Source organism: Elioraea tepidiphila DSM 17972, from assembly GCF_000378465.1.
GTDB lineage: Bacteria > Pseudomonadota > Alphaproteobacteria > Acetobacterales > Acetobacteraceae > Elioraea > Elioraea tepidiphila.
The window spans coordinates 1-25,173 of sequence record NZ_KB899932.1 but is presented as its reverse complement, the minus strand read 5'-3'; the positions used below and the strand labels follow the sequence as shown (position 1 = coordinate 25,173).

The window sequence follows — 25,173 nt, the reverse complement described above, 5'->3', positions numbered from 1 at the left end:
CGCGTCTCAAGCGACGCTCACGTGTCCTCGCCGGCCAGCAGCGCGGGCGTGCCGCGGCGGAAACGCGGGCGGCCATGCGCGGGCGGCGGCTCGGCCTCGCCCGGCCCGCCGGAGGCCACGGGGCGCGGCGGAAACCGGCCCATCGCGAGCCAGCGATCGTACATCACCAGCGCCCCGGCCAGCGCGAGGTTGATCGCGAAGCGGGTTGGGATGCGCACCACGTGGTCGCAGCGCGCCAGCATCGCGGCACTAAGGCTGCCACGCTCGGGGCCCAGCACATAGGCCGCCTGCGGGGGGTGGCGGAACGACGGCAGCGGCACCGCCTCCTCGGTCAGCTCCACCCCGACCAGCCGGCACAGCCGCGGCAGGGCCATGGCATCGACCGACGGCCACCGGTAGAACGGCACGTGGCGTGTGGCGTCCGAGGTGTCGGTCGCGCGCGTCGCGGCGATCCCGGGGCTGTCGCCCACCGCGAACAGGAAGGACGCGCCGAAGGCGTGCGCGGTGCGGAACAGCGCCCCCGCATTGCCGGGCTTGCTCACCCCCTCCATGCCGATGCCGAACCAGCCGCGCGCGGTCTCCATGACAAGGCTTCCCCGATGACGGACCGGACGGACGCGATCGTCGCCGACCAGTACGAGGCCTACCCATACCCCGCCCGCGACCCGAAGGACGAGGCGAAGCGGCTGGTGGTCGGCAGCCCGTCGCACCTGGCCGAGATCGACCATTGGGTGTTCGGCGCGCGCCGCGACCCCGCCCGGCCGTTGAACGCGCTGATCGCCGGCGGCGGTACGGGCGATGCCTGCGTGATGCTGGCAGCCCAGCTCGCCCGCGCCGGCCGGCCGGGGCAGGTGACCTGGCTCGACCGCTCGGCCGCTGCCGCCGCGATCGCGCGCAGGCGGTTGGAGGCGCGCGGACTGACCAACGTGACGTTCGTCCAGGGCTCGCTGCTCGACCTGCCGTCGCTCGGGCTCGGTCCCTTCGACTACATCGATTGCTGCGGCGTGCTGCACCACCTGCCCGACCCGGCCGCTGGGCTCTCCGCGCTGGTCTCGGTGCTCGCGCCCGGCGGCGGGCTCGGGCTGATGGTCTATGCGCCGCACGGGCGGACGGGGGTGTACATGGCGCAGGATGCGCTGCGCCGGCTCGCCCCGCCCGACCGGCCTCTGCCCGAGCGGGTCGAGACCGCGCGGCGGTTCCTGCGCGCCCTGCACCCCGAGCACTGGCTTGCGCGCAATGCGCGGCTCAATGACCACATCGCCGGCGGTGATGCCGGCATCGTCGATCTGCTGCTGCACGCGCGCGACCGCGCCTACACGGTCCCCGACCTGCTGGCGCTGCTCGACGGGGCGGGGCTCGCGACCGCCGCCCTGATCGAACCCGCCCGCTACGACCCCGCGACCTGGCTCGCGGACCCGCGGCTGCGCGCCCGCGCGGCTGGGCTGCCCTGGGCCGAGCAGGCGGCGCTGGCCGAGGCGGCGTCCGGCACCATGGCGGTGCACATCGTCTATGTCGTGCGCGCCGGCGCGGGCTGGGCGGCACCCGATCCGGCCGACGAGACCCGCATCCCGGTGCTGCGCGAGCTCGACGGTGCGGCGCTCGCCGCACAGGCCGGCGCGGGCGGGCGGCTCAGCTTCGACCTCGACGGTGTCTCCCTGCCCGTGGCGCTGCCGCCACTCGGTGCCGCGATCCTGCGCGGGATCGACGGGCGTTCGCCGCTCGGCGCCGTGCTCGACGGCATCGGCGCGCCGGCGGAGCGGGTGCGGCGCGCGTGGGCCGCGCTCTATGCCGGGCTCAACGCGATGAACCGGCTGCTGCTCGCCGCCCCGCCAGGCGGCTAGGCGCGTGGCGGATTGGATCATCGTGTTCGGCTTTCCGGTGCAGCCGGACGGAAGGCCGACTCCCGAGCTCGCGCGCCGGATCGCGGCGGCGGCACTCGCGGCACGGCGCTGGCCGGCGGCGCGGCTGCTGGTCTCGGGCGGGCCGGGGCGCAGCACCCCGGCCGAGGCGGCGGTGATGGGGCGACGGCTGCGCGCGCACGGCATCGCCCTGGGCCGCATCGTCGAGGACACAGCGGCGCGCGACACCATGGACACGGTGCGCGCGGCCGCGCGGCTGATCCCGCGCGGCACGAGCGTGGTCGCCGTCAGCAGCGCCTATCACGTGCCGCGCTGTGTCGCGCTGCTGCGGATCGCGGGCCTCCGGCCGCGCGGGTTGGGCGCGAGCGCGGGGCGGCGGATCGGGCGTGCCGGATGGCTGTACTGGACGCTCCGCGAACTGCCGGCTGTGGCATGGGACGTCGCTCTCGCGCTCTGGTTGCGCGCGGCGGGGCGCTTCGGCGCGGCATGAGATTCGGAAACCAGAACGAACTAAACCAGAACAGATTGCGCCGATTCGGCGGAGGGAAAAACTTCACGAACAAGGGAGTGCTCCGAGTCGCGCGAACGAATCGGGATTGATGCGTCCCCGAAAGAGCCAGCTAGATCATGTGGTTGAGGCGTTCCGGCACCCCAAGCGCGTTCTCTGGGCGTGCCATCCACCGCCTCAGAAGTCGGTGCAGCGGCCTTTCTGTTCCCAGTCGCCGTAGCGGGTCGGCTCGGGTCCCTTCGGCCCGCCGATCTCCTTCGGCCGCGGCGGCGCCTTGGCGGGCGGCTTCGGCGCCTCGGCCGGGGCGGGCGCGGGGGGCTCGGTGGTCTTCTCCATGGGCGTCATGTGAGCCGCCGCGGGTCTCGCACCAAGGGGGACCGGGTTCCTATATGCTGGCGGCCATCCGTATCGGGGGATTTGCCGCATGTCGGGCTACGTGAAGACCGCCATCCTGCTCGCCGGGCTGACCGCGCTGTTCGTCGTGATCGGCGGCGCGCTGGGCGGCGAGGCCGGCGCGCTGATCGCGCTGCTGTTCGCCGGCGGCATGAACCTGTTCGCCTGGTGGAACAGCGACAAGGTGGTGCTGCGCATGGCCGGCGCACGCCCGATCGGCCCGGCCGATGCGCCGCGCCTCTACGCCATGACCGAACAGCTCGCCCGCCGCGCCGGACTGCCGATGCCGGCCCTGTACGTGATCGACGAGGAGCAGCCGAACGCCTTCGCCACGGGGCGCGATCCTGCCAATGCCGCGATCGCGGTGAACACGGGGCTCTTGCGGTACCTTTCCGAGGAGGAGGTGGCCGGCGTGGTCGCGCACGAGCTCGCCCACATCAAGAACCGCGACACGCTGATCATGACGGTCACGGCCACCCTCGCCGGCGCGATCTCGATGCTGGCGCAGTTCGGCATTCTGTTCCGCGGCGGCGACAGCCGGAACAACCCCTTCGGCGCGATCGGGCTGATCCTGATGCTGATCCTCGCGCCGCTCGCGGCGATGCTGGTGCAGATGGCGATCAGCCGCTCGCGCGAGTACGAGGCCGATCGTGTCGGCGCCGAGATCTGCGGCAATCCGCGCTGGCTCGCCTCGGCGCTGGTGAACCTGCACAACACCGCGCGGCGGATCGAGAACCACCACGCCGAGGCCAATCCGGCCCTCGCGCACATGTTCATCATCAACCCCCTGTCCGGGGCGCGCATGGACAACCTGTTCTCGACCCACCCCAAGACCGAGAACCGGGTCGCGGCGCTGGAGGAACTGGCGCGGCGGATGGGCGGCGGTGGCGGCAGCGTCGCCTCGCGCCCTGTCGCGCAGCGTCGCGCCGGTGGCTCGGTGCCCAACTCGGGCGCGCGTTGATCGCCACCGTCCGGACGGCAGCGGCGCTGCGCGCCGCGCTCGCGCCGTGGCGCCGGGAGGGCCTGCGGATCGGCTTTGTGCCGACGATGGGCGCGCTGCATCGTGGCCACGCGGCGCTGGTCGAGCACGCGCTCGCCGCCTGCGACCGCGTGGTCGTCTCGGTGTTCGTCAACCCGACCCAGTTCGCGCCGAACGAGGACTTCGCGCGCTACCCGCGCACCGAGGAGGCGGACGCGGCGCTGCTCGATCGTGTCGGCGCGCAGGTGCTGTACGCGCCCGCGGTGGAGGAGATCTACCCGCCGGGCGATGCGACGCGCGTGACGGTCGCGGGGCTGACCGAGCCGATGGAGGGCGCGATCCGCCCGCATTTCTTCACCGGCGTGGCCACGGTGTGCGCGCGGCTGTTCTGCCACGTCCAGCCCGACGCGACCTTCTTCGGCGAGAAGGACTACCAGCAGCTCCTGGTGGTGCGGCGCATGGCGCGCGATCTCGGGCTCGGGGTCGAGGTGATCGGCGTGCCGACCGTGCGCGAACCCGACGGGCTCGCGCTGTCTTCGCGCAACGCCTATCTTTCGGCTTCGGAGCGCGCGGCGGCGCCCGCGCTGCATCGGGTGCTCCAGCGGGTGGCCGCCGGGTTGCGCGACGGCGCGAGCATGGCAACGCTCGCGCCCGAGGCGATGCGCGCGCTGGTCCACGCTGGCTTCACCGCGCCCGACTATCTCGATCTGCGCGAGGCCGAGACGCTCGCGCCGCTCGACCGCCTTGACGCCACGCCCGCGCGCCTGCTCGTCGCGGCGCGCCTCGGCACCACGCGGCTGATCGACAACATCCCGGTTCAGCGCGCGTAGAGGGTCAACGTCAGGCGCTGCCCGCGCGAGTAGTTCAGCCCCGTGATCGTCGCGACCGCGCGCGGGGCGAAGCCGAGCCGGGCCGCCTCCTCGCGGAACGCCGCATCGTAGCGCTCGCGCACCAGCGCGAGCCCGCGCGGCTGCTCGGCAAGATGCTGCGCGGCCTCCGCGCCGTCGCGGATCAGCCGCGTGTCGGTGCCGGCGAGGAACACGAGCGAGGGCTCGTGGAACCCCGCCGTGGCGAAGGGCCGTTCCGATGCCGGCGGGCGGCCGCCGGCGGAGCGCCAATGCGCTTCGGCCGCGGCCACGACGCGGGGGCTGATCCAGATCGGCTCGACGCGCGGCAGCACGCCCTCCAGCAGCGCGGCATAGAGCAGGGGGGCGGCGAGCAGCATCGCCACCGCTGCGCGCCGCAGGTCGTCCGCGCGCAGCACGGCCCAGACCAGCGCGGCGACGACCGCTACGGCAATCGGCGTGCCCCACGGCATCCCGCCGCCGGCCGCGACCGGCAGCGCAATCGCCAGTGCTGCGACGATCACCGCGGCGAACAGCCAGAGCCCGAGCGAGAGGCGCGCGAGCCAGCGCGGCGGCGCCCGGCGCGCCGGGTCGAGCAGCCAGCGCGCGGCGAGCAGCGCGACCGCCGGGAACGTCACGCTCACGTAATGCGGCAGCTTGGTCGGCAGCAGCTCGAACACAAGCCAGGTCGGGATGATCCAGGCCAGCAGCACACGCACGACAGGATCGGTGCGCGCGGCCCAGCTCGCCGGGATCGCGCGCAGCACGATCAGCGAGACCGGGAACAGCGTCAGCGCGACCAGCAGCAGGTGGTAGCCGGGCGGGCCGCCATGCGCCTCGTCCGCGCCCGTCACCTTGCCGCCGAGATCGCCGCGCAGCGCCTCGATGAAGAACGCGCCGTCGGTGGCGATCCAGATCAGCAGCGCCCAGGGTGCGACCACCGCGAGCGCGAGCGGCACGCCCCAGGGCGCGCGCAGCGCGCCGAGCCAGGCGCGCGGCCGCCCCGCGCGGCGGTCGAGCCACCAGAGCGAAGCCGCGGCGAGCCCCGCGACCATCGGCGCGACGGGGCCCTTCAGCAGCGCGCCGAGTCCGAGCGCGCCCCAGAACCCGGCAGCCTGTGCGGCGCTGAACCGCGCCGGCGCGAGGGCGGCGCGCGCGAACAGCCCCATCATCGCCGCGACGGTGGCGAGCAGCGCGGCATCGGTCTTGGCGATATGCGTCTCGACCACCACGACCAGACTCGCGGGCAGCATCAGCGCCGCGAGCAGCGCCGCGTCCCGACCGACCAGGTGTCGCCCCAGCGCGAAGGTGAACAGTGCGGCGAGGATGCCGCCCGCCAGCGAGGGGATGCGGTAGGGCCAGATGTCGGTGCGCGTCGCCAGCCCGAGCGAGGTCGCGGCCGAGACCGTCGCCGCCTGCGCCCAGTGGATGCCGACCGGCTTCTTGTTGCGCGCGACATCGCCGAAGCGGATCTCGACGAAGTCGCCCGTCTCCAGCATCTGCTTGGTCGCCTGGGCGAAGCGGCTCTCGTCGCGGTCCGAGGGCGGGAGCGCGAAGAATCCGGGCAGGAACACGAGCAGGCAGAACGCGACGATCAGCAGGTGCGGCCGCCGCACCGTGCAGAGGCGGGCGAGCCAGTCCTGACGCGCGTCGCTTTCCGCCGTCGTTCGCATGGCAGCGTTGGGCCGCGCGGCGAAGGGGCTGTCAAGGCCGGAGCCGCCTGCCGCGGTCGCGCGACGCGGTCGCGCGAGCCTTGACAGCCCCTCCGCCACACGGCAGCGGGCATTCATGCGAACGACGGCGCCGTCTGACGGTTCAGGGACACAGGCCCGGAGCGCCGCGATCGCGCTGCTGGAGGCGGTGCTCGGCCGCCGGCGAACCTTGGAAGAGGCGCTCGACGCGCTGCCGCGGCTGGAACCACGCGACCGCGGCTTCGCGCATCTGCTCGCGGCCACGGTGCTGCGCCGGCTGGGAACGCTCGATGCCTTGATCGAGCCGTTCCTCCGCCGTGCCCCGCCTGACGCCGTGCGCCACGCCTTGCGGCTCGGCGCGGCGCAACTGCTGCTGCTCGGCACGCCGCCCCACGCCGCGGTGGGCGCGACCGTCGCCGCCGTGCGCGCGCTGCCCAAGGGCACGGCCTTCACCGGTCTCGCCAATGCCGTGCTGCGCCGGCTCGCCACCGAGGGCGTGGCCGCGCTCGACGGGCTCGACGCGCCACGGCTCGACACGCCGGACTGGCTCTGGCGCTCCTGGCACGATGCCTATGGCGCCGAGACCGCGCGCGCGATCGCGACCGCGCACCAGCGGGAGGCGCCGCTCGACCTGACGCTGAAGCCGGGTGAGGACGCCTCTGTCTGGGCCGAACGCCTGGGCGCCGAGGTCCTGCCGACCGGCTCGCTGCGGTTGACCGCGGAGGCGCGCGTGCCCGACCTGCCCGGCTTTGTCGAGGGCGCGTGGTGGGTGCAGGACGCCGCCGCGGCCCTGCCCGCACGGCTGCTGGCGGTGCGGCCGGGCGAGCGTGTGATCGATCTCTGCGCCGCACCCGGCGGCAAGACCGCGCAGCTCGCCGCCGCCGGCGCGCGCGTCACGGCGGTGGAGCGCGCGCCCGACCGCGCCGCTCGGCTGCGCGAGAACCTCACCCGCCTGCGCCTGGACGCCGAGGTCATCGAGGCGGATGCCGCGACCTGGCGCCCGCCCGAGCCGGCGGATGCGGTGCTGCTCGACGCGCCGTGCACGGCGACAGGAACGATCCGGCGCCATCCCGACATCCTGCGCAACAAGCGTGCAAGCGACGTCGCATCGCTGACGGCCGTCCAGGACGCGATGCTCGCCAACGCCGCGGCGATGCTGCGGCCGGGCGGGCGGCTGATCTACGCCGTGTGCAGCCTCCAGCCCGAGGAGGGCGAAGGCGCGATCGCGCGGAGCCCGGCCCCGCTGCGCCGCGCTCCGATCGCTGCGTCCGAGCTTCCGGGGCTGCCGGAGGCGATCACGTCCGAAGGAGTCCTGCGCACCACACCCGCGCTCTGGCCCGCGCGCGGCGGCATGGACGGGTTCTTCGCTGCGCGGATGATCAGGACGTAGCCGTCACCCCCGCAGGCGGCAGGCTGCCTTCATGCGCGATGTGCCGCGCCGCCCAGGCCGTGCCGCGACGGAGCGCCGCCGGCATCCCTTCGCCGCGCAGCAGCGCATCGAGCAGCCCGGCGGCGAACACATCGCCCGCGCCGGTCGCGTCCACCACCTCCACCCGCTCGGCCGGGGCGGCATGATGCGATCCGTCCACACCGTACGCCTCCGCCCCGCGCGCGCCGCGTGTCACCACCATCCAGCGCAACGCCTCGCCGCACATCGACTGTCCGAGACGCAGCGGCGCGGCCTGCTCCTCGGGCGTCAGATCCGCCTCCGAGGCGATCAGCACCTGCGCGGCGAGCGGCTGGCGGCCGCGCCGCGGCAGCACGCCGACCGTGAGCGCGCCCTTCGCCCAGTGCGCCGCCATGATCTTCGGCACATCCGGCGCGTGCAGCTTGGTCAGCACCGCCGCGTAGCCGCCGCCGAGCAGCGCCGCGCCGTCCAGCTCCTCGGCGCGGTAGCCGCCCACGCCGATGATGGTGCGCTCACCGGAGGGCTCGATCAGCACCAGCGCGCGCGTGGTCGGGCCGGGCCGCACCTGCACCGCCGAGACGTCGAGGCCGAGCTCGGTCAGCACCGCGCGCAGCATCGCACCGTGCGGATCGTCGCCCACCACGCCGGCGACCGTCACCGCGTGGCCGGCCTGCGCCAGCGCCGCCGCCGCGATCGCCGCCCCTCCGCCCGGCCGGGGCCCGAGCGAGCGGCCGATCGCGCCCTCGCCCGGCGTCAGCATCCCGTCCAGCCGGATCGCCTCGTCCAGGTTCACGCCGCCGACGCAGAGGATGCGCAGTGGCCGCGGCCTAGAGGATCGCGAGCGGACGCTTTCGCTGAGGCGACGGAAAGGCCGCATCGAGCGTGGCATGATCCTCCTTCGTCAGCCGCAGCGCGGCGGAATCGGCGTTCTCGCGCACATGCGCCGGGTCGGCCGCCTTGGGGATCGCGATCACGCCCGGTCGGCGCAGCGTCCAGGCGAGCGCGACCTGCGCGGGGGTTGCGCCGTGCCGTGCCGCGACCTCGGCGAGCGCCTTGTGCCGCAGCATCCGCCCGCCCTGGCCGACCGGCGAATACGCCATGATCGGAACGTTGCGGCGCTCGCACCACGGGATCAGGTCGAACTCGATGCCGCGCTCACCGAGGTTGTAGAGCACCTGGTTGGTCGTGCAGGCCGTACCGCCGACCGACCACAGCTCCTCCATGTCGGCGACATCAAGGTTGCTCACGCCCCAGCGCGCGATCTTGCCGGCGCGCCGCAGCGCCTCGAACCCCTCGACCGTCTCGGCGAGCGGCACCGAGCCGCGCCAGTGCAGCAGGTAGAGGTCGATCGTGTCGATGCCGAGCCGGGCGAGCGAACGATCGCAGGCGGCGACCACGGCGCGGCGGCCCGCGTTGTGCGGATAGACCTTGGAGACGATGAACACCTCGTCGCGGCGCCCCTTGATCGCCTCGCCGACCACCTCCTCGGCCCCGCCCTCGGCATACATCTCGGCGGTGTCGATCAGCGTCAGCCCGAGCTCGATGCCGAGCCGAAGCGCTGCGACCTCCGCCTTGCGCGCGCGGCCATCCTCGCCCATCCGCCAGGTCCCCTGGCCGAGCGCGGGCACGCGCGTGCCGTCGGGCAGTGTCACCATGCTCGCCTCCGAAGCCGCTCGGCGGCTAGAATGCGACGCGTGATCCGCCCTGTCACGCGAGGTGCGATGCGTCTGCTCCCGGCCGCGCTGGCGGCGATGATCTCCGTCGGTGCGCTCGCCCAGGCGCCGACCGTCCAACCGACGCAGCAGACGCGCGAGATCGGCCCATGGCTGCTCGCGTGCAGCGCCGATCCGATCACCGATCGCACCGACTGCACGCTCAGGCATCGGCTCTGGATCGTGCCGCCCGAAGGGCGCGAGGGGCCGGGGATCGCGTTGGAGGTGGTGCTGCGCGACGGCCGCGCGCTGCCGGCGGTGACCGCGCGCGCGCTGACGCTGGCGGACACGTCGCGCGGCGCGCTCGCCTTCGCGGCGTCCGCCGAACTCCGGCTTGACCAGAATCCGGCGCTGGAGCTGCCGTGTTCCCTCGAAGGCCGCGATGCCGTCTGCCTGCCCGCGGGCGAGGCAGCCAGCCGTGCCGAGGCCGCCCTGCCCGGGGCCGCGCGTGCGTTGGTGCGGCTGCGCACCGCCGCGCGCATCGCCGGCGGCGGCGAGGTCTATGCGCTCGACCTCGCGCGCACGGCCGAGGCGATCGCGGCGCTGAAGGAGCGCGGCCCGGGCGCCCCGCCGCCCCCTTCGCCGGCGCGCAGCTTCCTCGACGAGCTGGAACGACTGATCCGCGGCCGCTGAGGGTCAGGTCTCGCGCAGCGTCGCCGGCGGGGGCACCTGCGGCAGCTCCTCCAGCCGGCCGTCGCGCGGCGACGGCAGGTCGCGCAGCGTGCCGGCGGGGAAGCCCGCGAGCAGCAGCAGGATCACGGCGAGCAGGCGCACGCCCCGATGATAGCGCTGGACGGGCCGCGCCTGCGCCCCACATCCGCGCCATGCAGTCGGGGCCGGTGCAGCTCGTCTGGTTCAAGCGCGACCTGCGCGTGGCCGACCATGCGCCGCTCGCCGCCGCGGCCGCGCGCGGGCCCGTGCTGCCGCTCTGGATCGTCGAGCCGGGGCTCTGGGCCGAGCCGGACGCCTCCGCCCGCCAGTATCGCGTGCAGCAGGAGGCGGCGGCGGAACTCCGCGCCGATCTCGCGGCACTCGGCCAGCCGCTCGTCGTGCGCGTGGGCGAGGCGGTGGCGGTGCTGGAGACGATCCGCCGCACGCGGGGGATCGCAGCGATCTGGGCGCATCAGGACACCACGGGCACGTTCGGCTATGCGCGCGACCGCCGCGTGCGCGCCTGGGCGCGCGCGCACGGCATTCCGGTGCACGAGCCGCGCCAGACCGGCGCGATCCGGGCGCTCGCGAGCCGCGACGGCTGGGCGCGGCGCTGGGAGGCATTCACGCGCGCACCGGTCGTGCCTGCGCCCCGCGCGCTCGCCCCCGTCGCGATCGAGCCGGGCCGGATCCCCGAGCCTGCCGAGATCGGGCTCGCGCCGGACCCGTGTCCCGGCCTCGCGCGGGGCGGGCGGCGCGCGGCCGAGACCCTGCTCGCCTCGTTTCTCGCCACGCGGGCGCAGACCTATCGCCGCGCGATGGCGAGCCCGCTCGCCGGCTGGACCGCGTGCTCGCGGCTCTCGCCCCATTTCGCCGCCGGCACGCTCTCGATCCGCGAGGCGGCGCAGGCTGCGCGCGCGGCGCGGCCGCGGGCGAGCGGTTCGCTGCGCGAGGGGATCGACAGCTTCCTCACGCGCCTCGCCTGGCACTGCCACTTCATCCAGAAGCTGGAATCCGAGCCCGCGATCGAACGGCGCGCGCTGCATCCGGCCTACGAAGCGCTGCGCATGGACGGCCCGGGCACGGAACGCTTCGAGCGCTGGGCGTCTGGCACGACGGGCTGGCCCTTCGTCGATGCCTGCATGCGCTGCCTCGCCGAGACGGGCTGGCTGAACTTCCGCGCCCGCGCGATGCTGGTCAGTGTTGCCACCATGCATCTCTGGCTCGACTGGCGGCCGGTCGGGCTGCATCTCGCGCGGCTGTTCGCCGACTACGAGCCGGGTATCCACTGGAGCCAGGTGCAGATGCAGTCCGGCACGACGGGGGTGAATACGATCCGCATGTACAACCCGGTGAAGCAGGGACAGGACCAGGATCCGGACGGCGCGTTCATCCGCCGCTGGGTGCCGGAGCTTGCGTCCCTGCCGGCGCCGGCGATCCACCGTCCGTGGGAGCATGGGGTGCGTGGCTATGCCGCGCCGCTCGGCAACCACGCAGCGCTGGCGGCGATCGCGCGCGAGCGCCTCTGGTCGGTGCGCCGCGCCGAGGGCTATCGCGGCGTGGCCGGAGCGATCCAGGAGCGGCATGGCAGCCGCCGGTCGGGGATGCGGCAGACCGGACGACGCGCCGCCGCGCAGACCGCGCTCGATCTCGAGCCATGACCGACGCGGAGTCCATCGAGGCGACGATCCTGCGCCTCTGCGCCGAGCGCGGGGCGGGGAAGTCGATCTGCCCGTCCGAGGTGGCGCGCGCGATCGCGGGCCCGGACGAGACGGTCTGGCGGCTGCTGATGCGCCCCGTGCGCGAGGCTGCGTTCCGCCTTGCGCGCGAGGGGCGACTCCAGGTGCTGCGGAAGGGCAGGCCGATCGCGCCCGAGCAGGCGCGCGGCGTCATCAGGCTCACCCTCGGATCGACATCGTGATCTTGTCGTGGCGGATGTGACGTCCGGCACAGCCCTGCGGGGCGGCCCGATGCACACTGGCTCCTGCCGGGTCGCCCCAGGAGGGCGGGATGAGCAGGATCAGCACGATGCTCACGGTCTGCACGCTGCTCGCGGGCACCGCGCCGGCCCTGGCGGAGCGCGATCTCGGCCTGCACCCGATCCGCAGTGCCATCGACCTGAGCTGGACCACCCGGGAGGGGAGCGCGTCCGGCCATTGGATCGGAACCTACGCGATGCGAGGGGTGCTCGATGACACCGAAAAGGACAGCGAGGCGCTGCTCGCGGGGTGGGGGTTCCGCTGCGAGGGTGTCATGAGCGGCAGCGGGAGCCGGATCGAGGCGGAGACGGGCACGTGCCGCTTCGAAGGCGAGGCCGCGAACCGGTTCGCCGCCGAGTTCGCCGCGTCGCCGGGTCCGTGGACGCGGACGGTGCTGCGGATCCGCGTCCACGATGGCTCGGGCGCCTATCGCACCCTGCGGGGCGAGGGCACGATCGAGCGGCGGATGCTGCTGCCGTTCGACCTGCCGGTGGGCTGGGGTTACCTGACCGGCGCGATCGCCTGGCATCGCGATTAGACGCGGTTCGGACCTAGACTGCGCGGCTCCGGAGCAGAGGAGCCGCCATGGCCGAGATCGTCTTCGCCAACCCCGCCACCATGCCGGCGCCCGCCGCGCGCTACTCCATGACCGCCGAGATCGCCGGCGCCGCGCGCTGGGTGCTGATCAGCGGCCAGTTGCCGGTGGCGGCCGATGGCTCGGTGCCTCAGGATCTCGGCGCCCAGGCCGACCTCGTGATCGCGCATCTGCGCGCAGCCCTGGCGCATCACGGCCTGGACGCGCGCAACATCGTCAAGCTGACGACCTACCTCACCACCCGCGAGGCGCGGCAGCCCTGGCAGCAGCGGCGGGATGCGCTGTTCGCGGGCTTGGCGCCGCCGGCGAGCACGCAGGTGATCGTCGCCGGGCTCGCCGATCCGCGCTGCGCGATCGAGGTCGAGGCGATCGCCGCTGCCTGAGCGGGGGTTGAACGCCCCTGTCCCCCGTCACAGACTGGCGCAGAACAGACGGGAGACCGGGACCATGAGGACACCGAGCACCCAACGGCGCGCGCTGCTCGCCCTCGCCGCCGCGCTGATCGCCGCGCCGGCGGCCGCGCAGACCGAGTGGCCGACGAAGCCGATCCGCATGATCGTGCCTGCCCCGGGCGGCGGCGGCACGGCCGACACGATCGCGCGCATCCTCGCCCAGGAGCTCGAGAAGCCGCTCGGCCAGCGCGTGGTGGTGGAGAACCGCGGCGGGGCGAACGGCAATATCGGTGCGGCCGAGGCCGCCCGCGCCGCGCCCGACGGCTACACCTTCCTCTATTCCTGGGCCGGAACGCTCGCGACCAACATCTCGCTCTACCGCAGCCTGCCGTTCCACCCGCAGCGCGACTTCGAGCCGATCGTGTTCATCGGCACCGTGCCGAACATCCTCGTGGTGAACAAGGACCTGCCGATCCGCACGCTGAAGGAGTTCGAGGAGTACGCGCGCAAGAACCCGGGCGCGATCAATTTCGGCTCCACCGGCAACGGCAGCTCGATGCATCTCGCCGCGGAGATGTTCAAGGCGCGGACCAATACCGACATGACGCACGTGCCCTACCAGTCGCCGGCGACGGCGACGAATGACCTGATCGCGGGGCGCATCCAGGCGATGTTCCAGCTCGTCGTCGGCATCCAGGGCCAGGTGCGCGGCGATCTCGTCCGCCCGATCGCGGTGCTGGCCGAGAGCCGCGCGCCGCAGCTTCCCGACGTGCCGACCACGGCGGAACAGGGCATGCCCGGCCTCGTGTTCGGCACCTGGTTCGGCCTGCTCGCGCCCAAGGGCACCCCGGCGCCCATCATCGCGCGCATGAACCGCGAGATGAACGCGATCCTGGCCGACGAGGGCGCCAGGGCACGGCTGATCCAGGCCGGGCTCGCGGTCGGCGGCGGCACGCCCGAGCAGTTTGCGGCGCTCCTCGACAGCGAGATCAGGAGCCACGCCGAACTGGTGCGCGCCGCCGGGGTGCGGATCGACTGAAGGAGTACGATCATGGCGATGACCAAGCGCGAGCGGTTCGAGGCGGCGATCGCGGGGCGTCCCGTGGATCGCCCGCCGGTGACGGCCTGGGTGCATTTCGTCACCGACGAGAGCCCGCCCGAGGTGTTCGCCGAGCGCGCCGCTTCGTTCTTCGAGCGGCTCGACTTCGACATCTGCAAGGTGGTGAACGACTACCGCTACCCGCTGCCCGACGGGCTCGAGACGATCGACGGGCCGGACGATATGCGCCGCTTCACGCGCATCGCCATGGACCACCCGGCCTTCGTGCAGCAGCCGCGCGCGATCCGGCTGCTGCGCGAGCGGCTCGGCCCGGATGTGCCGATCCTCGACACCGGTTTCGATCCGTTCCAGCAGGTGATGCGCAAGGCGGGCTATGATCGCGCGCGGGTGGTGTTCGCCCACCCCGAGGCCGCCGGCGAGATGCTGGAGGCGGTGTGCGCGACCATGGAGGACTTCATGGCCGCGCTGCGCGGGGCCGGCTGCGACGGCGTGTTCTTCTCGATCAACGGCGCGATCACGGGCGGCTCCCGCGCGGTCGATCAGGCGACCTACGAGCGCTTCATGCGGCCCTACGACCTCAGGATGCTCGCGGCGATGGCGCCGATGGTGCGCATCCTGCACGTGCACGGCGCGCCGGTCGATGTGACACGGGTGCTCGACTATCCGATCGAGGCGCTCTCGGTCAGCGACCGGCTGGCGGGCAATCCGTCGATCGCCGATCTGCGCAGGCTGACGGACAAGTGCCTGATGGGCGGGGTGAACGAGGCCCTGATCACCGAGCGCGGCGTCGATTCCCTGCGCGCCGAGGTGCGCGACACGGTGCGCCAGAACGGCGGGGTGGAACGGCTGATCATCGCGCCGGGCTGCACCATCCCGACGCAGACGCCGTCCTTCCTGCTGCGCGCGATGGTGGAGGAGACGAAGGCGCTGGCGCTGCCGCGCGCGGCGTAGTGCGGTCCGAGGAGGAACGCTCTCAGCGCTCCTCTTCGTCGCTGCCCGGCTCGACCTCGATCTCGGCGCCGAGATCGTCCTCGCCCTCGAGGTCGTCGGCGTCCTCGATCACCGCGTCCTCGTCGCCCTCCTCGACCTCGACCTCGAGCTCGGCCTCCTCCAGCGCGGGCTCGGCCGCGCGCTTCAGCTTGGCCCGGTCCTCGGCGCCGCCGGGGCGGCGGAAGCGCGGCTGCTCGGCCGGCTGCTCGGTACCGCATTTCGGGCAGACCGCGGGGCTGCGCATCAGGTCGTAGAACTTGGCGCCGCAGGCCACACAGGTGCGCTTCAACCCCAGCTCGGCCTTGGCCATCGAGACACTCCGCCTGTCTTTCCGCCGCGCGGGACGGCGGGGCCGCGCGAATGCCAGAGCCCGCCTGCCCTGTCAAATGCCCTGTCCCGATGCTAGAGCGCGCCGCCGAGCATGACCCCGAGAGGCACGATGACCGAGACGCCGAAGCCGATGACCGCCCGAGCCGCAGCCGGCCCGCTCTCGGGCAGCGTGCGCGTCCCGGGCGACAAGTCGATGAGCCACCGCGCGCTGATGCTCGGCGCGCTCGCGGTCGGCGAGACCCGCATCCAGGGCCTGCTGGAGGGCGAGGACGTGCTCTGCACCGCGGCCGCGATGCGCGCGCTCGGCGCCGAGGTGACGCGCACGGGCGACGGCGCCTGGAGCGTGCGCGGGCGCGGCGTGGGCGGCCTCGCCGAGCCGGACTCCGTGCTCGACATGGGCAACTCGGGGACGGCGGCGCGGCTCTTGACCGGGATCATCGCCGGCCACCCGATCTTCGCCGTGATCACCGGGGATGCGAGCCTGCGCCGGCGGCCGATGAAGCGCGTGACCGATCCGCTCGCGCAGTGCGGGGCGGCGTTCTGGACGCGCGAGGGCGGGCGGCTGCCGCTCGCGATCCGGGGCGCGCGCGACCCGATGCCGCTCGACTACACGCTCCCCGTCGCTTCCGCGCAGGTGAAGTCGGCCGTGCTGCTCGCGGGGCTCTGCGCGCCGGGGATCACCCGCGTGGTCGAGCCGCACGCCACGCGCGACCACACCGAGACCATGCTGCGCGGCTTCGGCGCGACCGTGGAGGTGGATCGCCGCGACGATGGCGGGCGCGAGATCCGGCTCACCGGCCAGCCGGAACTCACCGGCCGTCCGGTGACGGTGCCGGCGGACCCGTCCTCCGCTGCCTTCCCTGCGGTCGCCGCGCTGATCGTCCCCGGCTCGTCGGTGACGCTGGAGGGGGTGGGCATGAACCCGCTGCGCGCCGGGCTCTACACCACGCTGATGGAGATGGGCGCGGATATCGAGATCCGTGCCCAGCGCGACGAGGCGGGCGAGCCGGTCGCCGACCTGACCGTCTCCTCCTCGCCGCTGATCGGCGTGGATGTGCCCGCGGAGCGCGCGCCCAGCATGATCGACGAGTTCCCGGTGCTCGCGGTGGCGGCCGCCTGTGCGACGGGGACCACGCGGATGCGCGGGCTGGCGGAGCTGCGGGTGAAGGAGAGCGACCGGCTCGCCGCGATCGCCGCCGGGCTCGACGCCTGCGGGGCGCGGCTGGAGATCGCCGGCGACGACCTGCTGGTGCATGGCACCGGCGCGCCGCCGCGCGGCGGGGCGACCATCGCCACCCACATGGACCATCGCATCGCCATGGCCTTCCTGGTGCTGGGCCAGGTGACCGCCGAGCCGGTGACCGTCGATGACGGCGGCTTCATCGACACCTCCTTTCCCGGCTTCGCCGAGCTGATGCGCGGCCTCGGCGCGACGATCGAGGCGTGACGCCGCTGGTGATCGCGATCGACGGGCCGGCCGCCGCCGGCAAGGGCACGCTCGCGCGGCGGATCGCGGCGCATCTCGGCCTGCCTTATCTGGACACAGGGCTGCTCTACCGCGCGGTCGGGCGGCGCGTGCTCGACCGTGGTGCGGATCCGCGCGATGCCGCGATCGCCGAGGCCGAGGCGCGCGCGCTCGATCCGGCGGATCTCGACCGGCCCGATCTCCGCGGCCCGCAGGCCGACCATGCCGCCTCGGCGGTCGCGGCAATCCCCGCGGTGCGCGCGGCCCTCCTGGAGTTCCAGCGCAGCTTCGGCCGCGCGCGCGGCGCCGTGCTGGACGGCCGCGACATCGGCACGGTGGTGTTCCCCGAGGCGGCGGTGAAGCTGTTCGTCACCGCCTCGCCCGAGGAGCGGGCGCGGCGGCGCTTCCTGGAACTGCGCGGCCGCGGCATCGCCGCCGATCCCGACCAGGTGCTCGCCGAGATCCGCGACCGCGATGCGCAGGACGCGAACCGGCCGGTCGCACCGCTCAAGCCCGCCCCGGACGCGATCGTGATCGACACCACCGCGCTCGACGCGGATGCCGCCTTCGCGGTGGCGCTGGCCGAGATCGGGCAGCGTCTCGCGGGCCGCTGATCCGGGTCGCGTCTGAAATCGCTTGACTTTGCCATCATCCGGCCGTTCCTGACGCGTCAACGGGCGGATCGGCCGAGCGGCCGCCGCCCGCGTTCCGCAATCGGCCCGGGCGATCCCGGGCAAGTCGTGCCCGGCCCGCCATCGATGGCCCGCGCCGGGGGCGCAGGCCGCCGTCGCGCGATCGCGACGACAGGAAGACAGACACCGCATGGCACAAACGGCCACTGTCCCGGCCGAGACCGAGGACTTCGCCGCCCTTCTCGACGCCACGCTCGGCACCGACAGCGGCTTCGACGGCTCCGTCATCACCGGACGCATCGTCCGGATCGAGGGCGATTCGGCTGTCATCGATGTCGGACTGAAGTCGGAGGGCCGGGTCCCGCTCAAGGAGTTCGCCGCTCCGGGCCAGAAGCCCGAGATCAAGCCGGGCGATCTGGTCGACGTCTATGTCGAGCGCTACGAGGACCGCGACGGCTCGATCATCCTCTCGCGCGAGAAGGCCCGCCGCGAGGAGGCCTGGACCAATCTCGAGAAGGCGTTCCAGGCCCAGGCGCGCGTCAACGGCGTGATCTTCGGCCGGGTGAAAGGCGGCTTCACGGTGGATCTCGGCGGCGCGGTCGCGTTCCTGCCGGGCAGCCAGGTGGACATCCGCCCGGTGCGCGACGTGGGCCCGCTGATGGGCACGCCGCAGCCGTTCCAGATCCTCAAGATGGACCGCTCGCGCGGCAACATCGTCGTCTCCCGCCGCGCGGTGCTGGAGGAGACGCGCGCCGAGCAGCGCGCCGAGCTCGTCCAGGGCCTGAAGGAAGGCCAGATCCTCGACGGCGTGGTGAAGAACATCACCGACTACGGCGCGTTCGTGGACCTCGGCGGCGTCGATGGCCTGCTGCACGTCACCGACATCGCCTGGCGGCGCATCAACCACCCCTCCGAGGCGCTCCAGGTCGGCCAGACCGTCAAGGTGCAGGTGATCCGCTTCAACCCGGAGACCCAGCGCATCAGCCTCGGCATGAAGCAGCTGATGGCCGATCCATGGGACGGCGTCACCGCGAAGTACCCGGTCGGCGCGAAGTTCACCGGCCGTGTGACCAACATCACCGACTACGGCGCCTTCGTGGAGCTGGAGCCGGGGGTCGAGGGGCTGGTGCACGTCTCCGAGATGTCCTGGACCAAGAAGAACGTGCACCCGGGCAAGATCGTCTCGACCAGCCAGGAGGTCGAGGTGATGGTGCTCGACGTGGACGGCGTGAAGCGGCGCATCTCGCTCGGGCTGAAGCAGTGCCTGCGCAACCCGTGGGAGGAGTTCCTCGAGAAGCATCCGGTCGGCTCGACCGTGCAGGGCGAGGTGCGCAACATCACCGAGTTCGGCCTGTTCATCGGCCTGCCCGGCGACATCGACGGCATGGTGCATCTCTCCGATCTCGCCTGGGACCAGCCGGGCGAGGTGGCGATCCAGAAGTATTCGAAGGGCGACATGGTCGAGGCCAAGGTGCTCGACGTCGATGTCGAGAAGGAGCGGATCAGCCTCGGCATCAAGCAGCTCACCTCCGACCCGGCCGCCGGCGTGCTCGATCGGCTGCAGAAGGGCCAAGTCGTGACCGGCATCGTCACCGCGGTGCAGGGCAACGGCATCGAGGTGAAGGTGGACGACACGCTGACCGGCTTCATCCGCAAGGCCGATCTCGCCCGCGACAAGCAGGACCAGCGGCCGGACCGCTTCGGCGTCGGCGACAAGGTGGACGCCAAGATCATCGCCATCGAGCGGGCCACGCGGCGGCTGTCGCTGTCGATCAAGGCGCGCGAGATGGAGGAGGAGAAGCAGGCGATGGCCGAGTTCGGCTCCTCCGACTCGGGCGCGTCGCTCGGCGACATCCTGGGCGCGGCGATCCGGCGGCGGAACCAGATGGCCAGCGAGGGCAAGGAGTAGCCTGCGCTATGGGGGCGGGAGCACGCGGCTCCCGCCTCCCCGCCTTCCCTTGGCGCCCAGCCTAAGGGTAGTCGCAACGCTCCGCGGTGACGGTCACGAAACCGCGCAGATCGGCCTCCGTCACCAGGAACCGATGCTCGTTCGCGCCCCGCACGACCGAGAAGGTCAGCGGCAGGGTGCCTGTCGTCTCCGTGCGCCCGCCGCCCGGCTGGATCGCCACGATCGTCACCGGCGCGGCCGGGTCGTACCACGCATGCGGGGCGCCGTCCGGGGCACGCGCCGACTGGCCCTCGCCGGTCACCACGATCGCGCCGGCGAACGACACCGAGGTCTGACCGCCGCGCGTCAGAGGCGTCGGCAACAGGAACCGGCGCGTATCCTGGCCCGGATCGCACTTGGTGCCGTCCGTCGCGTTGCGCAGCACGAGCTTGAGCCGGTCCGGCGCCAGACCCTCGCCGAGCCGCTCCTGCACCTGCATGAAGAGCTCACGCGCGGTTCCCGTAGGCACATCGCGGGCGTAGCGCGCCTCCCACTCGCGCACCCGGCCCTCGGCCTGCTGGCGCAGCGCCTCGGTCTGGGCGAGCTGCTGCTGCAGGGCCGCGATCGTGCGCCGCTGCTGCTCGATCTCGCTTCGCAGCGCATCGGTCTCGACCTGGGCGAGCCGGCTGCCGGACTCGTAGGCGAGCGCCCCCAGCAGGACGAGCCCGCCGAGGATCGCGAAAAAGGTGAACATCCGCGCGCGTCTGCGCCTCCGCTCGGCGCGGCGTGCATCGCGCAACCCCAGACTCATCGGTTCCTGTCGTCCCCTTGCCTCGTCCGTCGCGTCGCTTGTAGCACCCGGCCGCCGCGATGGGCACCGCCGGGCCGAGGGCGCAACGGCCGCGCCGCGCGCAGGCCAGACTCTCGGGATTGGGCTTCCCGGCCCCCCCGGAGGCCGGTGTATAGCCCAGGCCCGTGACCACACCCGAGGGGGCCGACAGCCCCGTACCCAGCACCGTGTCCACCCGCCGCGCGCCCCGCCTGGGGCTGATCCTGGCGGCGCTCGGGGTCGTCTATGGCGACATCGGCACAAGCCCGCTCTATGCGCTGCGTGCCGCCCTGACGCAGACGCCCGGAGTGGCGCCGGTGCCAGGCGACATCCTCGGCGTGCTGAGCCTGGTCGTCTGGGCGCTGATCCTCGTGGTGACGGTGAAGTACATCACCGTGATGATGCGCGCCGACAACCGCGGCGAGGGCGGCATCCTTGCGCTGATGGCGCTGGCGACGCGCAGCCTGCCGGAGGGCCGCATCAAGCGCGCGGCCGTGCTCGTGGGCATCCTCGGCGCCAGCCTCTTCTTCGGCGAGTGCACCATCACGCCCGCGATCTCCGTGCTGGCCGCGATCGAGGGGCTCAACGTGGTCGATCCCACCTTCGAGCGCCTTGTGGTGCCGCTCTCGGTGGTCGTGCTGATCGGGCTGTTCGCGGTGCAGCGCTTCGGGACCGGCCGGGTGGGCACCATGTTCGGACCGATCACGGCATGCTGGTTCGTCGTGATCGGCGCGCTCGGCGTGTCGGGGATCGCGGCCGACCCCTCCGTGCTGCAGGCGCTCAGCCCACATCACGCGGTGCTGTTCTTCGCCCATCACGACATCTCGGGGTTCCTCGTGCTCGGCGCGGTGATCCTGGTCGTGACCGGGGCGGAAGCGCTGTTCGCCGACATGGGGCATCTCGGCCGTTCGCCCATTCGCATCGCGTGGCTCATGCTCGTGCTGCCCGCCCTCGCGCTCAACTATCTCGGTCAGGGCGCCTTGCTGCTGAACGATCCCTCGGCAATCGCCAATCCGTTCTACCGTCTGGCGCCGGAGTGGCTCCGCCTTCCGCTCGTGCTGCTCGCGACCGCCGCGACCATCATCGCGAGCCAGGCGGTGATCTCGGGTGCCTATTCGATCGCGCGCCAGACCATGCAACTCGGTTTCTGTCCGCGCCTGACGGTGCGTCATACCTCGGGCGAGGAGCGCGGGCAGATCTACATGCCGCAGGTGAACGCGGCGCTGCTGATCGCGGTGCTGCTGCTGGTCCTTTCGTTCCGCACCTCGGACGGCCTCGCCGCGGCCTACGGGCTTGCCGTCAGCGGCACCTTCACCGCGGGCTCGCTGCTCGGTTTCCTGGTCGCGCGCCGCGTCTGGGGCTGGAGCTGGGCGGTGACGGGTGCGCTGTTCGGGCTGTTCCTGACGATCGATCTCGCCTTCGTCGGCTCGACGCTGCTGAAGATCCCGGACGGTGCGTGGTTCCCGCTGACGCTCGGTCTGGCGCTGTTCGCGCTGATGACGAGCTGGAAGCGCGGGCGGGATCTGATCTTCGATCGCTGGCGCACCGACAGCCTGCCGCTCGCCTCGTTCCTCGCGCGGCTGCCGCAGAGCCGCACCATCCGCGTGCCGGGCACGGCGGCGTTCATGACCGGCAATCCGGATTACGTGCCGAACGCGCTCCTGCACAATCTGAAGCACAACAAGGTGCTGCACGAGCGCGTGCTGTTCATCACGGTGCTGACCGACGACATCCCGGTGGTGCCGGCGGAGCGTCGTGTGATCGTGGAGCAGCTTGCCCCGGGCATTCACCGGGTGATCCTGCACTACGGCTTCATGGAGAGTCCCAACATCCCGCGCGCGCTGGCCGAGTTGAAGGCGCACGGGATCGACGCCGACCCGATGCAGGTGAGCTTCTTCCTCGGCCGCGAGGTGGTGGTGCCGGCGCAGGTGCCGAAGATGCCGTTCTGGCGGCACTGGCTGTTCCTGGTGATGGCCCGCAACGCCGTGCCGGCGACGGAGTTCTTCCGCATCCCCTCCGACCGCGTGGTGGAACTGGGCGTCCGGGTGGCGATCTAGCCGGAGCGTCGGTCCATGGGATGGGGATGTGGGGGAAGCGCATGGCTCCCATCGCGCTCGCGACCGGGTCCCCTTCCGGCCCTTCCCCCACAGGACTAAATCCTGTCCATGGCCACCCTGTTCGACAAGCTCTGGCAGGCCCACCGCATCGCCGCTGCCGGCCGCGGCCAGGACCTGATCCACATCGATCGCATCCTGCTGCATGATCTCTCGGGCGCGCGTGCGCTCGGCGAGGTTGCCGAGAAGGGCTATCGGGTGCCGCACCCCGAGCTCGCCTTCGCCACCCCCGACCACGCGGTGGCGACCGCGCCCGGCCGCACGGCCGAGACCTTCGCGCGCGGCGCGGCCGGAGTGGCGATGCTGCGAGACGGGGCCAACCGCCACGGCATCCGGCTCTTCGATCTCGGCCAGGACGGTCAGGGCATCGTGCATGTGATGGGCCCGGAGCTCGGCATCGTGCTGCCGGGGCTGACGGTGGTGTGTGGCGACAGCCACACCTGCACCAATGGCGGGCTCGGTGCGCTGGCCTTCGGCGTCGGCAGTTCCGAGCTGACGCACGCGCTCGCCACGCAGACGCTCAGGCTCGCGAAGCCGAAGTCGATGCGCGTGCGGTTCGACGGCGCGTTCCCGCCCGGCACGACGGCGAAGGATGCCGTGCTGCACGCGATCGGGGCCTTGGGCACCGGCGCGGGCGCGGGATACGCGATCGAGTGGGCGGGCAGCGCGGTGCGCGCGCTGCCCGTGGAGCAGCGGCTGACACTCTGCAATCTCTCGATCGAGATGGGCGCGCGCATGGGCTTCATCGCCCCTGACGAGACCGTGTTCGACTGGATCGCCGGGCGCGATTTCGCGCCCAAGGGCGCGGCCTGGGACGCAGCACTCGCGGCGTGGCGCGCGCTGCGCAGCGACGACGACGCGCGCTTCGACGCCGACCACGCGATCGATGCGGGCGGGATCGCGCCGCAGGTGACCTGGGGCACCAGCCCCGAGCATGTGATCGCGGTCGATGCGCCGATCCCCGCGCCGGATGCCGCGCCGGACGAGGCGCGCCGCAAGGCCTGGGCGGACGCGCTCGCGTATCAAGGGCTCGCGCCCGGCCGTCCGCTCGCCGGCACCGCGGTGGACTGGGTGTTCATCGGCTCCTGCACCAATGCGCGGCTGTCCGATCTGCGCGAGGCGGCCGCGATCGTGCGCGGCCGCCGCGTGGCCGAGGGCGTCTCTGCCTGGGTCGTGCCGGGCAGCGTGCGCGTGAAGCAGGCGGCCGAGGCCGAGGGGCTCGACCGCGTGTTCCGCGAGGCGGGGTTCGACTGGCGCGAGCCGGGCTGCTCGCTTTGCGTGGCGGCGAACGGCGAGGCGGTGCCGCCGGGGGCCCGCTGCGTCTCGACCTCGAACCGCAACTTCGTCGGCCGGCAGGGCAAGGATGCGCGCACCCATCTCGCGAGCCCGGCGATGGCGGCGGCCGCGGCGGTGACGGGACGCATCACCGACATCCGCAGGCCGTTCTGAGCATGGAACCGTTCACCGCGGTCACGGGGCCGGCCGCGCCGCTCCTGCGCGCCAATATCGATACCGACGTGATCATCCGCGTCGAGCGCCTGGTCGGCACGACGCGCGAGAGCATGGGCGCGCACGCCTTCGAGATCTGGCGCCTCAGGCCCGATGGCAGCGAGGATCCGGAGTTCGTGCTCAACCGCAAGGAGTTCCGCGGCGCGCCGATCCTGCTCGCGGGCGCCAATTTCGGCTGCGGATCGAGCCGCGAGGGCGCGGTCTGGGCGCTCGCGGGGATGGGCGTGCGCGCGGTGATCGCGCCCTCCTTCTCCGACATCTTCCGCAACAACGCGTTCCAGAACGGGCTGCTGCCGGTGGTGCTGGACGAGACGACGGTGCGCGCGATCGCGGCTCAGGTGGAGGCCGCGCCGGGCAACGCGCGCGTCACGGTCGATCTTGAACGTCAGGTGGTGATCGCGCCTGACGGCTCGGCGCATCCCTTCGCCATCGACCCGGCACGGCGCGAGGCCCTGCTTGCCGGTCTCGACGATATCGGGCTCACGCTGCGCGCGGCCGATGCGATCGCCGCCTGGCAGCGGGCCGACCGCGCCGCCCGGCCCTGGGCGTGGCCTGCTGCGCCGCAGCAACGGACATGACCGATCCTTAATAGCCACGCCGCGCCGCGGTAACCCGCCGCAGCGCAACATCCCCGCGTTACAGACGATGAGCCTTTCCCGGCAGGCCATCGTCTCAAAGGCGGGCCGGCGGCAGACCAACCTCCCAGCCGCCGGCCCGTTTTCTTTTGCCCCGTATCCGTGGCACACTCCGGCCAGGGAAAGGGCAAACCTCGATCCTGAGGGCGTGAGCAGCGTCGAAATATTCTCGCGGGCCACCGACGACACGCTCTGGGCGGTTGTCGCCACGGTGGCCAAGACGGACCGGATCGCCGAGGTCTATCGCACGCGCGCGGCCGCGCTCGAGGATTGCGCCTGGCGGCTCCAACAGGTGCGGGACTACGAACATCTGCTGCGGCGGAACAAGCAGCCCGTGCCGCACTACTCGGTGGCGCCGATCAGGCGGGCGGACCTGCCGCGCCGCTGGCGCCCGCTGCCGGCGCTGGGGTTCCTGCACGGCAGCCTGGCCTAGAGCCTGATTCCTTCTGGTGGAATCGGATTGGGTGTTCCGGCGCGTTTGGTTTTCTGATTCAAGCTGCTGGCTGGGCTGGAGGCCAGCAGCCGATGACCCGAGCCCTGTCCTGTGATCTGCGTGATCGCGTCGTGGCGGCCATGCGGAATGGCGCGAGTTGCCGCGAGGCGGCCAAGCTGTTCTCGGTGAGCGTGGCGAGCGCGGTGCGTTGGTCGCAGTTGTATCGCGCGACCGGCAGCACGGCGCCGCGGCCTCATGGTGCGCGGCGACGCCCGG

At 72.9% G+C, this 25,173-nt stretch carries 28 protein-coding genes; 20 read left to right on the top strand and 8 right to left on the bottom strand.

What is annotated here, in order from left to right:
- Positions 1-17: 17 nt before the first annotated feature.
- Positions 18-584 carry an RNA methyltransferase gene (locus F563_RS0116410; RefSeq protein ID WP_019015777.1) on the bottom strand — a complete coding sequence of 189 codons (567 nt, stop codon included), beginning with the start codon at positions 582-584 and terminating at the stop codon, positions 18-20.
- A gap of 15 nt (positions 585-599) precedes the next feature.
- Here F563_RS0116410 and F563_RS0116405 point away from each other — a divergent pair, with 15 nt between their 5' ends.
- Positions 600-1,841 carry a class I SAM-dependent methyltransferase gene (locus F563_RS0116405; protein WP_019015776.1) on the top strand — a complete coding sequence of 414 codons (1,242 nt, stop codon included), beginning with the start codon at positions 600-602 and terminating at the stop codon, positions 1,839-1,841.
- A 4-nt stretch (positions 1,842-1,845) separates the two neighbouring features.
- Complete coding sequence (locus tag F563_RS0116400) at positions 1,846-2,349, top strand: YdcF family protein (RefSeq protein ID WP_019015775.1); 504 nt, start codon at positions 1,846-1,848, stop codon at positions 2,347-2,349.
- A gap of 195 nt (positions 2,350-2,544) precedes the next feature.
- Here F563_RS0116400 and F563_RS24535 read toward each other — a convergent pair whose 3' ends face one another.
- On the bottom strand, positions 2,545-2,703 hold the full coding sequence (locus F563_RS24535) for a DUF1674 domain-containing protein (protein WP_019015774.1): 159 nt from the start codon (positions 2,701-2,703) through the stop codon (positions 2,545-2,547).
- Positions 2,704-2,791: 88 nt separating this feature from the next.
- Between F563_RS24535 and htpX the strand changes: the two genes are divergently transcribed.
- Together htpX and panC are read left to right on the top strand one after the other, a co-directional pair.
- Positions 2,792-3,721, top strand: a complete 930-nt coding sequence (htpX, locus tag F563_RS22965; protein ID WP_019015773.1) for a zinc metalloprotease HtpX — start codon at positions 2,792-2,794, stop codon at positions 3,719-3,721.
- Positions 3,718-4,569 carry a pantoate--beta-alanine ligase gene (gene panC / locus F563_RS0116385; protein ID WP_019015772.1) on the top strand — a complete coding sequence of 284 codons (852 nt, stop codon included), beginning with the start codon at positions 3,718-3,720 and terminating at the stop codon, positions 4,567-4,569. Before htpX ends, panC begins: the two co-directional genes overlap by 4 nt.
- Here panC and F563_RS0116380 read toward each other — a convergent pair.
- Positions 4,557-6,257, bottom strand: a complete 1,701-nt coding sequence (locus tag F563_RS0116380) for an ArnT family glycosyltransferase (RefSeq protein WP_019015771.1) — start codon at positions 6,255-6,257, stop codon at positions 4,557-4,559. The two genes, panC and F563_RS0116380, sit on opposite strands and share 13 nt — an antisense overlap.
- Before the next feature lie 115 nt (positions 6,258-6,372).
- On the opposite strand from F563_RS0116380, the gene F563_RS22960 reads away from it, so the two are divergent.
- A complete protein-coding gene (locus tag F563_RS22960) occupies positions 6,373-7,665 on the top strand; it encodes an RsmB/NOP family class I SAM-dependent RNA methyltransferase (protein WP_084596652.1) in 1,293 nt (430 codons plus the stop codon).
- Here the strand turns inward: F563_RS22960 and F563_RS0116370 are convergent.
- Positions 7,655-8,560, bottom strand: a complete 906-nt coding sequence (locus F563_RS0116370; protein WP_281169545.1) for a carbohydrate kinase family protein — start codon at positions 8,558-8,560, stop codon at positions 7,655-7,657. The genes F563_RS22960 and F563_RS0116370 overlap by 11 nt on opposite strands.
- Positions 8,511-9,338, bottom strand: a complete 828-nt coding sequence (locus tag F563_RS0116365) for an aldo/keto reductase (RefSeq protein WP_019015768.1) — start codon at positions 9,336-9,338, stop codon at positions 8,511-8,513. The genes F563_RS0116370 and F563_RS0116365 overlap by 50 nt, the downstream gene beginning before the upstream one ends.
- 66 nt (positions 9,339-9,404) lie before the next feature.
- Between F563_RS0116365 and F563_RS22955 the strand changes: the two genes are divergently transcribed.
- On the top strand, positions 9,405-10,028 hold the full coding sequence (locus F563_RS22955; RefSeq protein ID WP_019015767.1) for a hypothetical protein: 624 nt from the start codon (positions 9,405-9,407) through the stop codon (positions 10,026-10,028).
- A gap of 3 nt (positions 10,029-10,031) precedes the next feature.
- Here the strand turns inward: F563_RS22955 and F563_RS24925 are convergent, their stop codons facing one another.
- Entirely contained in the window at positions 10,032-10,169 is a 138-nt protein-coding gene (locus F563_RS24925; protein WP_019015766.1) for a hypothetical protein, read from the bottom strand.
- A 50-nt stretch (positions 10,170-10,219) separates the two neighbouring features.
- On the opposite strand from F563_RS24925, the gene F563_RS0116350 reads away from it, so the two are divergent.
- The 6 genes from F563_RS0116350 to F563_RS0116325 all read left to right on the top strand — a co-directional run bounded on the left by F563_RS0116350 (position 10,220) and on the right by F563_RS0116325 (position 15,023).
- Positions 10,220-11,707: a cryptochrome/deoxyribodipyrimidine photo-lyase family protein gene (locus F563_RS0116350; RefSeq protein WP_019015765.1), complete on the top strand. Its 1,488-nt coding sequence runs from the start codon at positions 10,220-10,222 to the stop codon at positions 11,705-11,707.
- Positions 11,704-11,967: a DUF3253 domain-containing protein gene (locus F563_RS0116345; protein WP_019015764.1), complete on the top strand. Its 264-nt coding sequence runs from the start codon at positions 11,704-11,706 to the stop codon at positions 11,965-11,967. Before F563_RS0116350 ends, F563_RS0116345 begins: the two co-directional genes overlap by 4 nt.
- A gap of 89 nt (positions 11,968-12,056) precedes the next feature.
- Positions 12,057-12,563 (top strand): hypothetical protein, encoded by a 507-nt coding sequence (locus F563_RS0116340; protein WP_019015763.1) that lies wholly within the window; start codon positions 12,057-12,059, stop codon positions 12,561-12,563.
- A gap of 47 nt (positions 12,564-12,610) precedes the next feature.
- The gene (locus F563_RS0116335; RefSeq protein WP_019015762.1) at positions 12,611-13,003 is read left to right on the top strand and encodes a RidA family protein; all 393 of its coding nucleotides are present in this window, start codon (positions 12,611-12,613) and stop codon (positions 13,001-13,003) included.
- Positions 13,004-13,067: 64 nt separating this feature from the next.
- Positions 13,068-14,051, top strand: a complete 984-nt coding sequence (locus tag F563_RS0116330; protein ID WP_019015761.1) for a Bug family tripartite tricarboxylate transporter substrate binding protein — start codon at positions 13,068-13,070, stop codon at positions 14,049-14,051.
- A gap of 12 nt (positions 14,052-14,063) precedes the next feature.
- The gene (locus F563_RS0116325) at positions 14,064-15,023 is read left to right on the top strand and encodes a uroporphyrinogen decarboxylase family protein (RefSeq protein WP_019015760.1); all 960 of its coding nucleotides are present in this window, start codon (positions 14,064-14,066) and stop codon (positions 15,021-15,023) included.
- A gap of 22 nt (positions 15,024-15,045) precedes the next feature.
- Here the strand turns inward: F563_RS0116325 and F563_RS0116320 are convergent, their stop codons facing one another.
- Positions 15,046-15,372, bottom strand: coding sequence for a TIGR02300 family protein (locus F563_RS0116320; RefSeq protein WP_019015759.1), 327 nt, complete (start codon positions 15,370-15,372; stop codon positions 15,046-15,048).
- Positions 15,373-15,501: 129 nt separating this feature from the next.
- On the opposite strand from F563_RS0116320, the gene aroA reads away from it, so the two are divergent.
- From aroA to rpsA, 3 genes are all read left to right on the top strand, one after another.
- Entirely contained in the window at positions 15,502-16,839 is a 1,338-nt protein-coding gene (aroA, locus tag F563_RS0116315) for a 3-phosphoshikimate 1-carboxyvinyltransferase (protein ID WP_026299654.1), read from the top strand.
- Positions 16,836-17,471 (top strand): (d)CMP kinase, encoded by a 636-nt coding sequence (cmk, locus tag F563_RS0116310; protein WP_019015756.1) that lies wholly within the window; start codon positions 16,836-16,838, stop codon positions 17,469-17,471. Before aroA ends, cmk begins: the two co-directional genes overlap by 4 nt.
- 67 nt (positions 17,472-17,538) lie before the next feature.
- Complete coding sequence (gene rpsA, locus F563_RS0116305) at positions 17,539-19,398, top strand: 30S ribosomal protein S1 (RefSeq protein WP_342662336.1); 1,860 nt, start codon at positions 17,539-17,541, stop codon at positions 19,396-19,398.
- Between the two features lie 61 nt (positions 19,399-19,459).
- Here rpsA and F563_RS0116300 read toward each other — a convergent pair whose 3' ends face one another.
- A complete protein-coding gene (locus F563_RS0116300; protein ID WP_019015754.1) occupies positions 19,460-20,131 on the bottom strand; it encodes an intermediate filament family protein in 672 nt (223 codons plus the stop codon).
- 263 nt (positions 20,132-20,394) lie between these two features.
- On the opposite strand from F563_RS0116300, the gene F563_RS0116295 reads away from it, so the two are divergent.
- The 5 genes from F563_RS0116295 to F563_RS25420 all read left to right on the top strand — a co-directional run.
- Entirely contained in the window at positions 20,395-22,263 is a 1,869-nt protein-coding gene (locus F563_RS0116295) for a potassium transporter Kup (protein WP_019015753.1), read from the top strand.
- Positions 22,264-22,371: 108 nt separating this feature from the next.
- The gene (gene leuC / locus F563_RS0116290) at positions 22,372-23,769 is read left to right on the top strand and encodes a 3-isopropylmalate dehydratase large subunit (RefSeq protein WP_019015752.1); all 1,398 of its coding nucleotides are present in this window, start codon (positions 22,372-22,374) and stop codon (positions 23,767-23,769) included.
- 2 nt (positions 23,770-23,771) lie between these two features.
- A complete protein-coding gene (gene leuD, locus F563_RS0116285; protein WP_019015751.1) occupies positions 23,772-24,407 on the top strand; it encodes a 3-isopropylmalate dehydratase small subunit in 636 nt (211 codons plus the stop codon).
- Positions 24,408-24,612: 205 nt separating this feature from the next.
- Positions 24,613-24,897 carry a hypothetical protein gene (locus F563_RS0116280; protein WP_019015750.1) on the top strand — a complete coding sequence of 95 codons (285 nt, stop codon included), beginning with the start codon at positions 24,613-24,615 and terminating at the stop codon, positions 24,895-24,897.
- A 92-nt stretch (positions 24,898-24,989) separates the two neighbouring features.
- Positions 24,990-25,173 (top strand): helix-turn-helix domain-containing protein (locus F563_RS25420; protein ID WP_245557099.1); only part of this gene is annotated, 184 nt, incomplete at its 3' end.

Excerpts from the sequence above, each read along its gene's own strand:
- F563_RS0116325 (WP_019015760.1), top strand. The coding sequence starts at position 14,064 with ATGGCGATGACCAAGCGCGAGCGGTTCGAGGCGGCGATCGCGGGGCGT.
- aroA (WP_026299654.1), top strand. The coding sequence starts at position 15,502 with ATGACCGAGACGCCGAAGCCGATGACCGCCCGAGCCGCAGCCGGCCCG.
- leuD (WP_019015751.1), top strand. The coding sequence starts at position 23,772 with ATGGAACCGTTCACCGCGGTCACGGGGCCGGCCGCGCCGCTCCTGCGC.
- F563_RS0116345 (WP_019015764.1), top strand. The coding sequence starts at position 11,704 with ATGACCGACGCGGAGTCCATCGAGGCGACGATCCTGCGCCTCTGCGCC.
- F563_RS24535 (WP_019015774.1), bottom strand. The coding sequence starts at position 2,703 with ATGGAGAAGACCACCGAGCCCCCCGCGCCCGCCCCGGCCGAGGCGCCG.
- F563_RS0116320 (WP_019015759.1), bottom strand. The coding sequence starts at position 15,372 with ATGGCCAAGGCCGAGCTGGGGTTGAAGCGCACCTGTGTGGCCTGCGGC.
- F563_RS0116405 (WP_019015776.1), top strand. The coding sequence starts at position 600 with ATGACGGACCGGACGGACGCGATCGTCGCCGACCAGTACGAGGCCTAC.
- F563_RS0116410 (WP_019015777.1), bottom strand. The coding sequence starts at position 584 with ATGGAGACCGCGCGCGGCTGGTTCGGCATCGGCATGGAGGGGGTGAGC.
- F563_RS0116350 (WP_019015765.1), top strand. The coding sequence starts at position 10,220 with ATGCAGTCGGGGCCGGTGCAGCTCGTCTGGTTCAAGCGCGACCTGCGC.
- F563_RS0116330 (WP_019015761.1), top strand. The coding sequence starts at position 13,068 with ATGAGGACACCGAGCACCCAACGGCGCGCGCTGCTCGCCCTCGCCGCC.
- F563_RS0116335 (WP_019015762.1), top strand. The coding sequence starts at position 12,611 with ATGGCCGAGATCGTCTTCGCCAACCCCGCCACCATGCCGGCGCCCGCC.
- F563_RS0116340 (WP_019015763.1), top strand. The coding sequence starts at position 12,057 with ATGAGCAGGATCAGCACGATGCTCACGGTCTGCACGCTGCTCGCGGGC.
- F563_RS0116365 (WP_019015768.1), bottom strand. The coding sequence starts at position 9,338 with ATGGTGACACTGCCCGACGGCACGCGCGTGCCCGCGCTCGGCCAGGGG.
- F563_RS22960 (WP_084596652.1), top strand. The coding sequence starts at position 6,373 with ATGCGAACGACGGCGCCGTCTGACGGTTCAGGGACACAGGCCCGGAGC.
- leuC (WP_019015752.1), top strand. The coding sequence starts at position 22,372 with ATGGCCACCCTGTTCGACAAGCTCTGGCAGGCCCACCGCATCGCCGCT.
- F563_RS0116370 (WP_281169545.1), bottom strand. The coding sequence starts at position 8,560 with ATGCGGCCTTTCCGTCGCCTCAGCGAAAGCGTCCGCTCGCGATCCTCT.
- F563_RS0116300 (WP_019015754.1), bottom strand. The coding sequence starts at position 20,131 with ATGTTCACCTTTTTCGCGATCCTCGGCGGGCTCGTCCTGCTGGGGGCG.
- htpX (WP_019015773.1), top strand. The coding sequence starts at position 2,792 with ATGTCGGGCTACGTGAAGACCGCCATCCTGCTCGCCGGGCTGACCGCG.
- F563_RS22955 (WP_019015767.1), top strand. The coding sequence starts at position 9,405 with ATGCGTCTGCTCCCGGCCGCGCTGGCGGCGATGATCTCCGTCGGTGCG.
- F563_RS0116380 (WP_019015771.1), bottom strand. The coding sequence starts at position 6,257 with ATGCGAACGACGGCGGAAAGCGACGCGCGTCAGGACTGGCTCGCCCGC.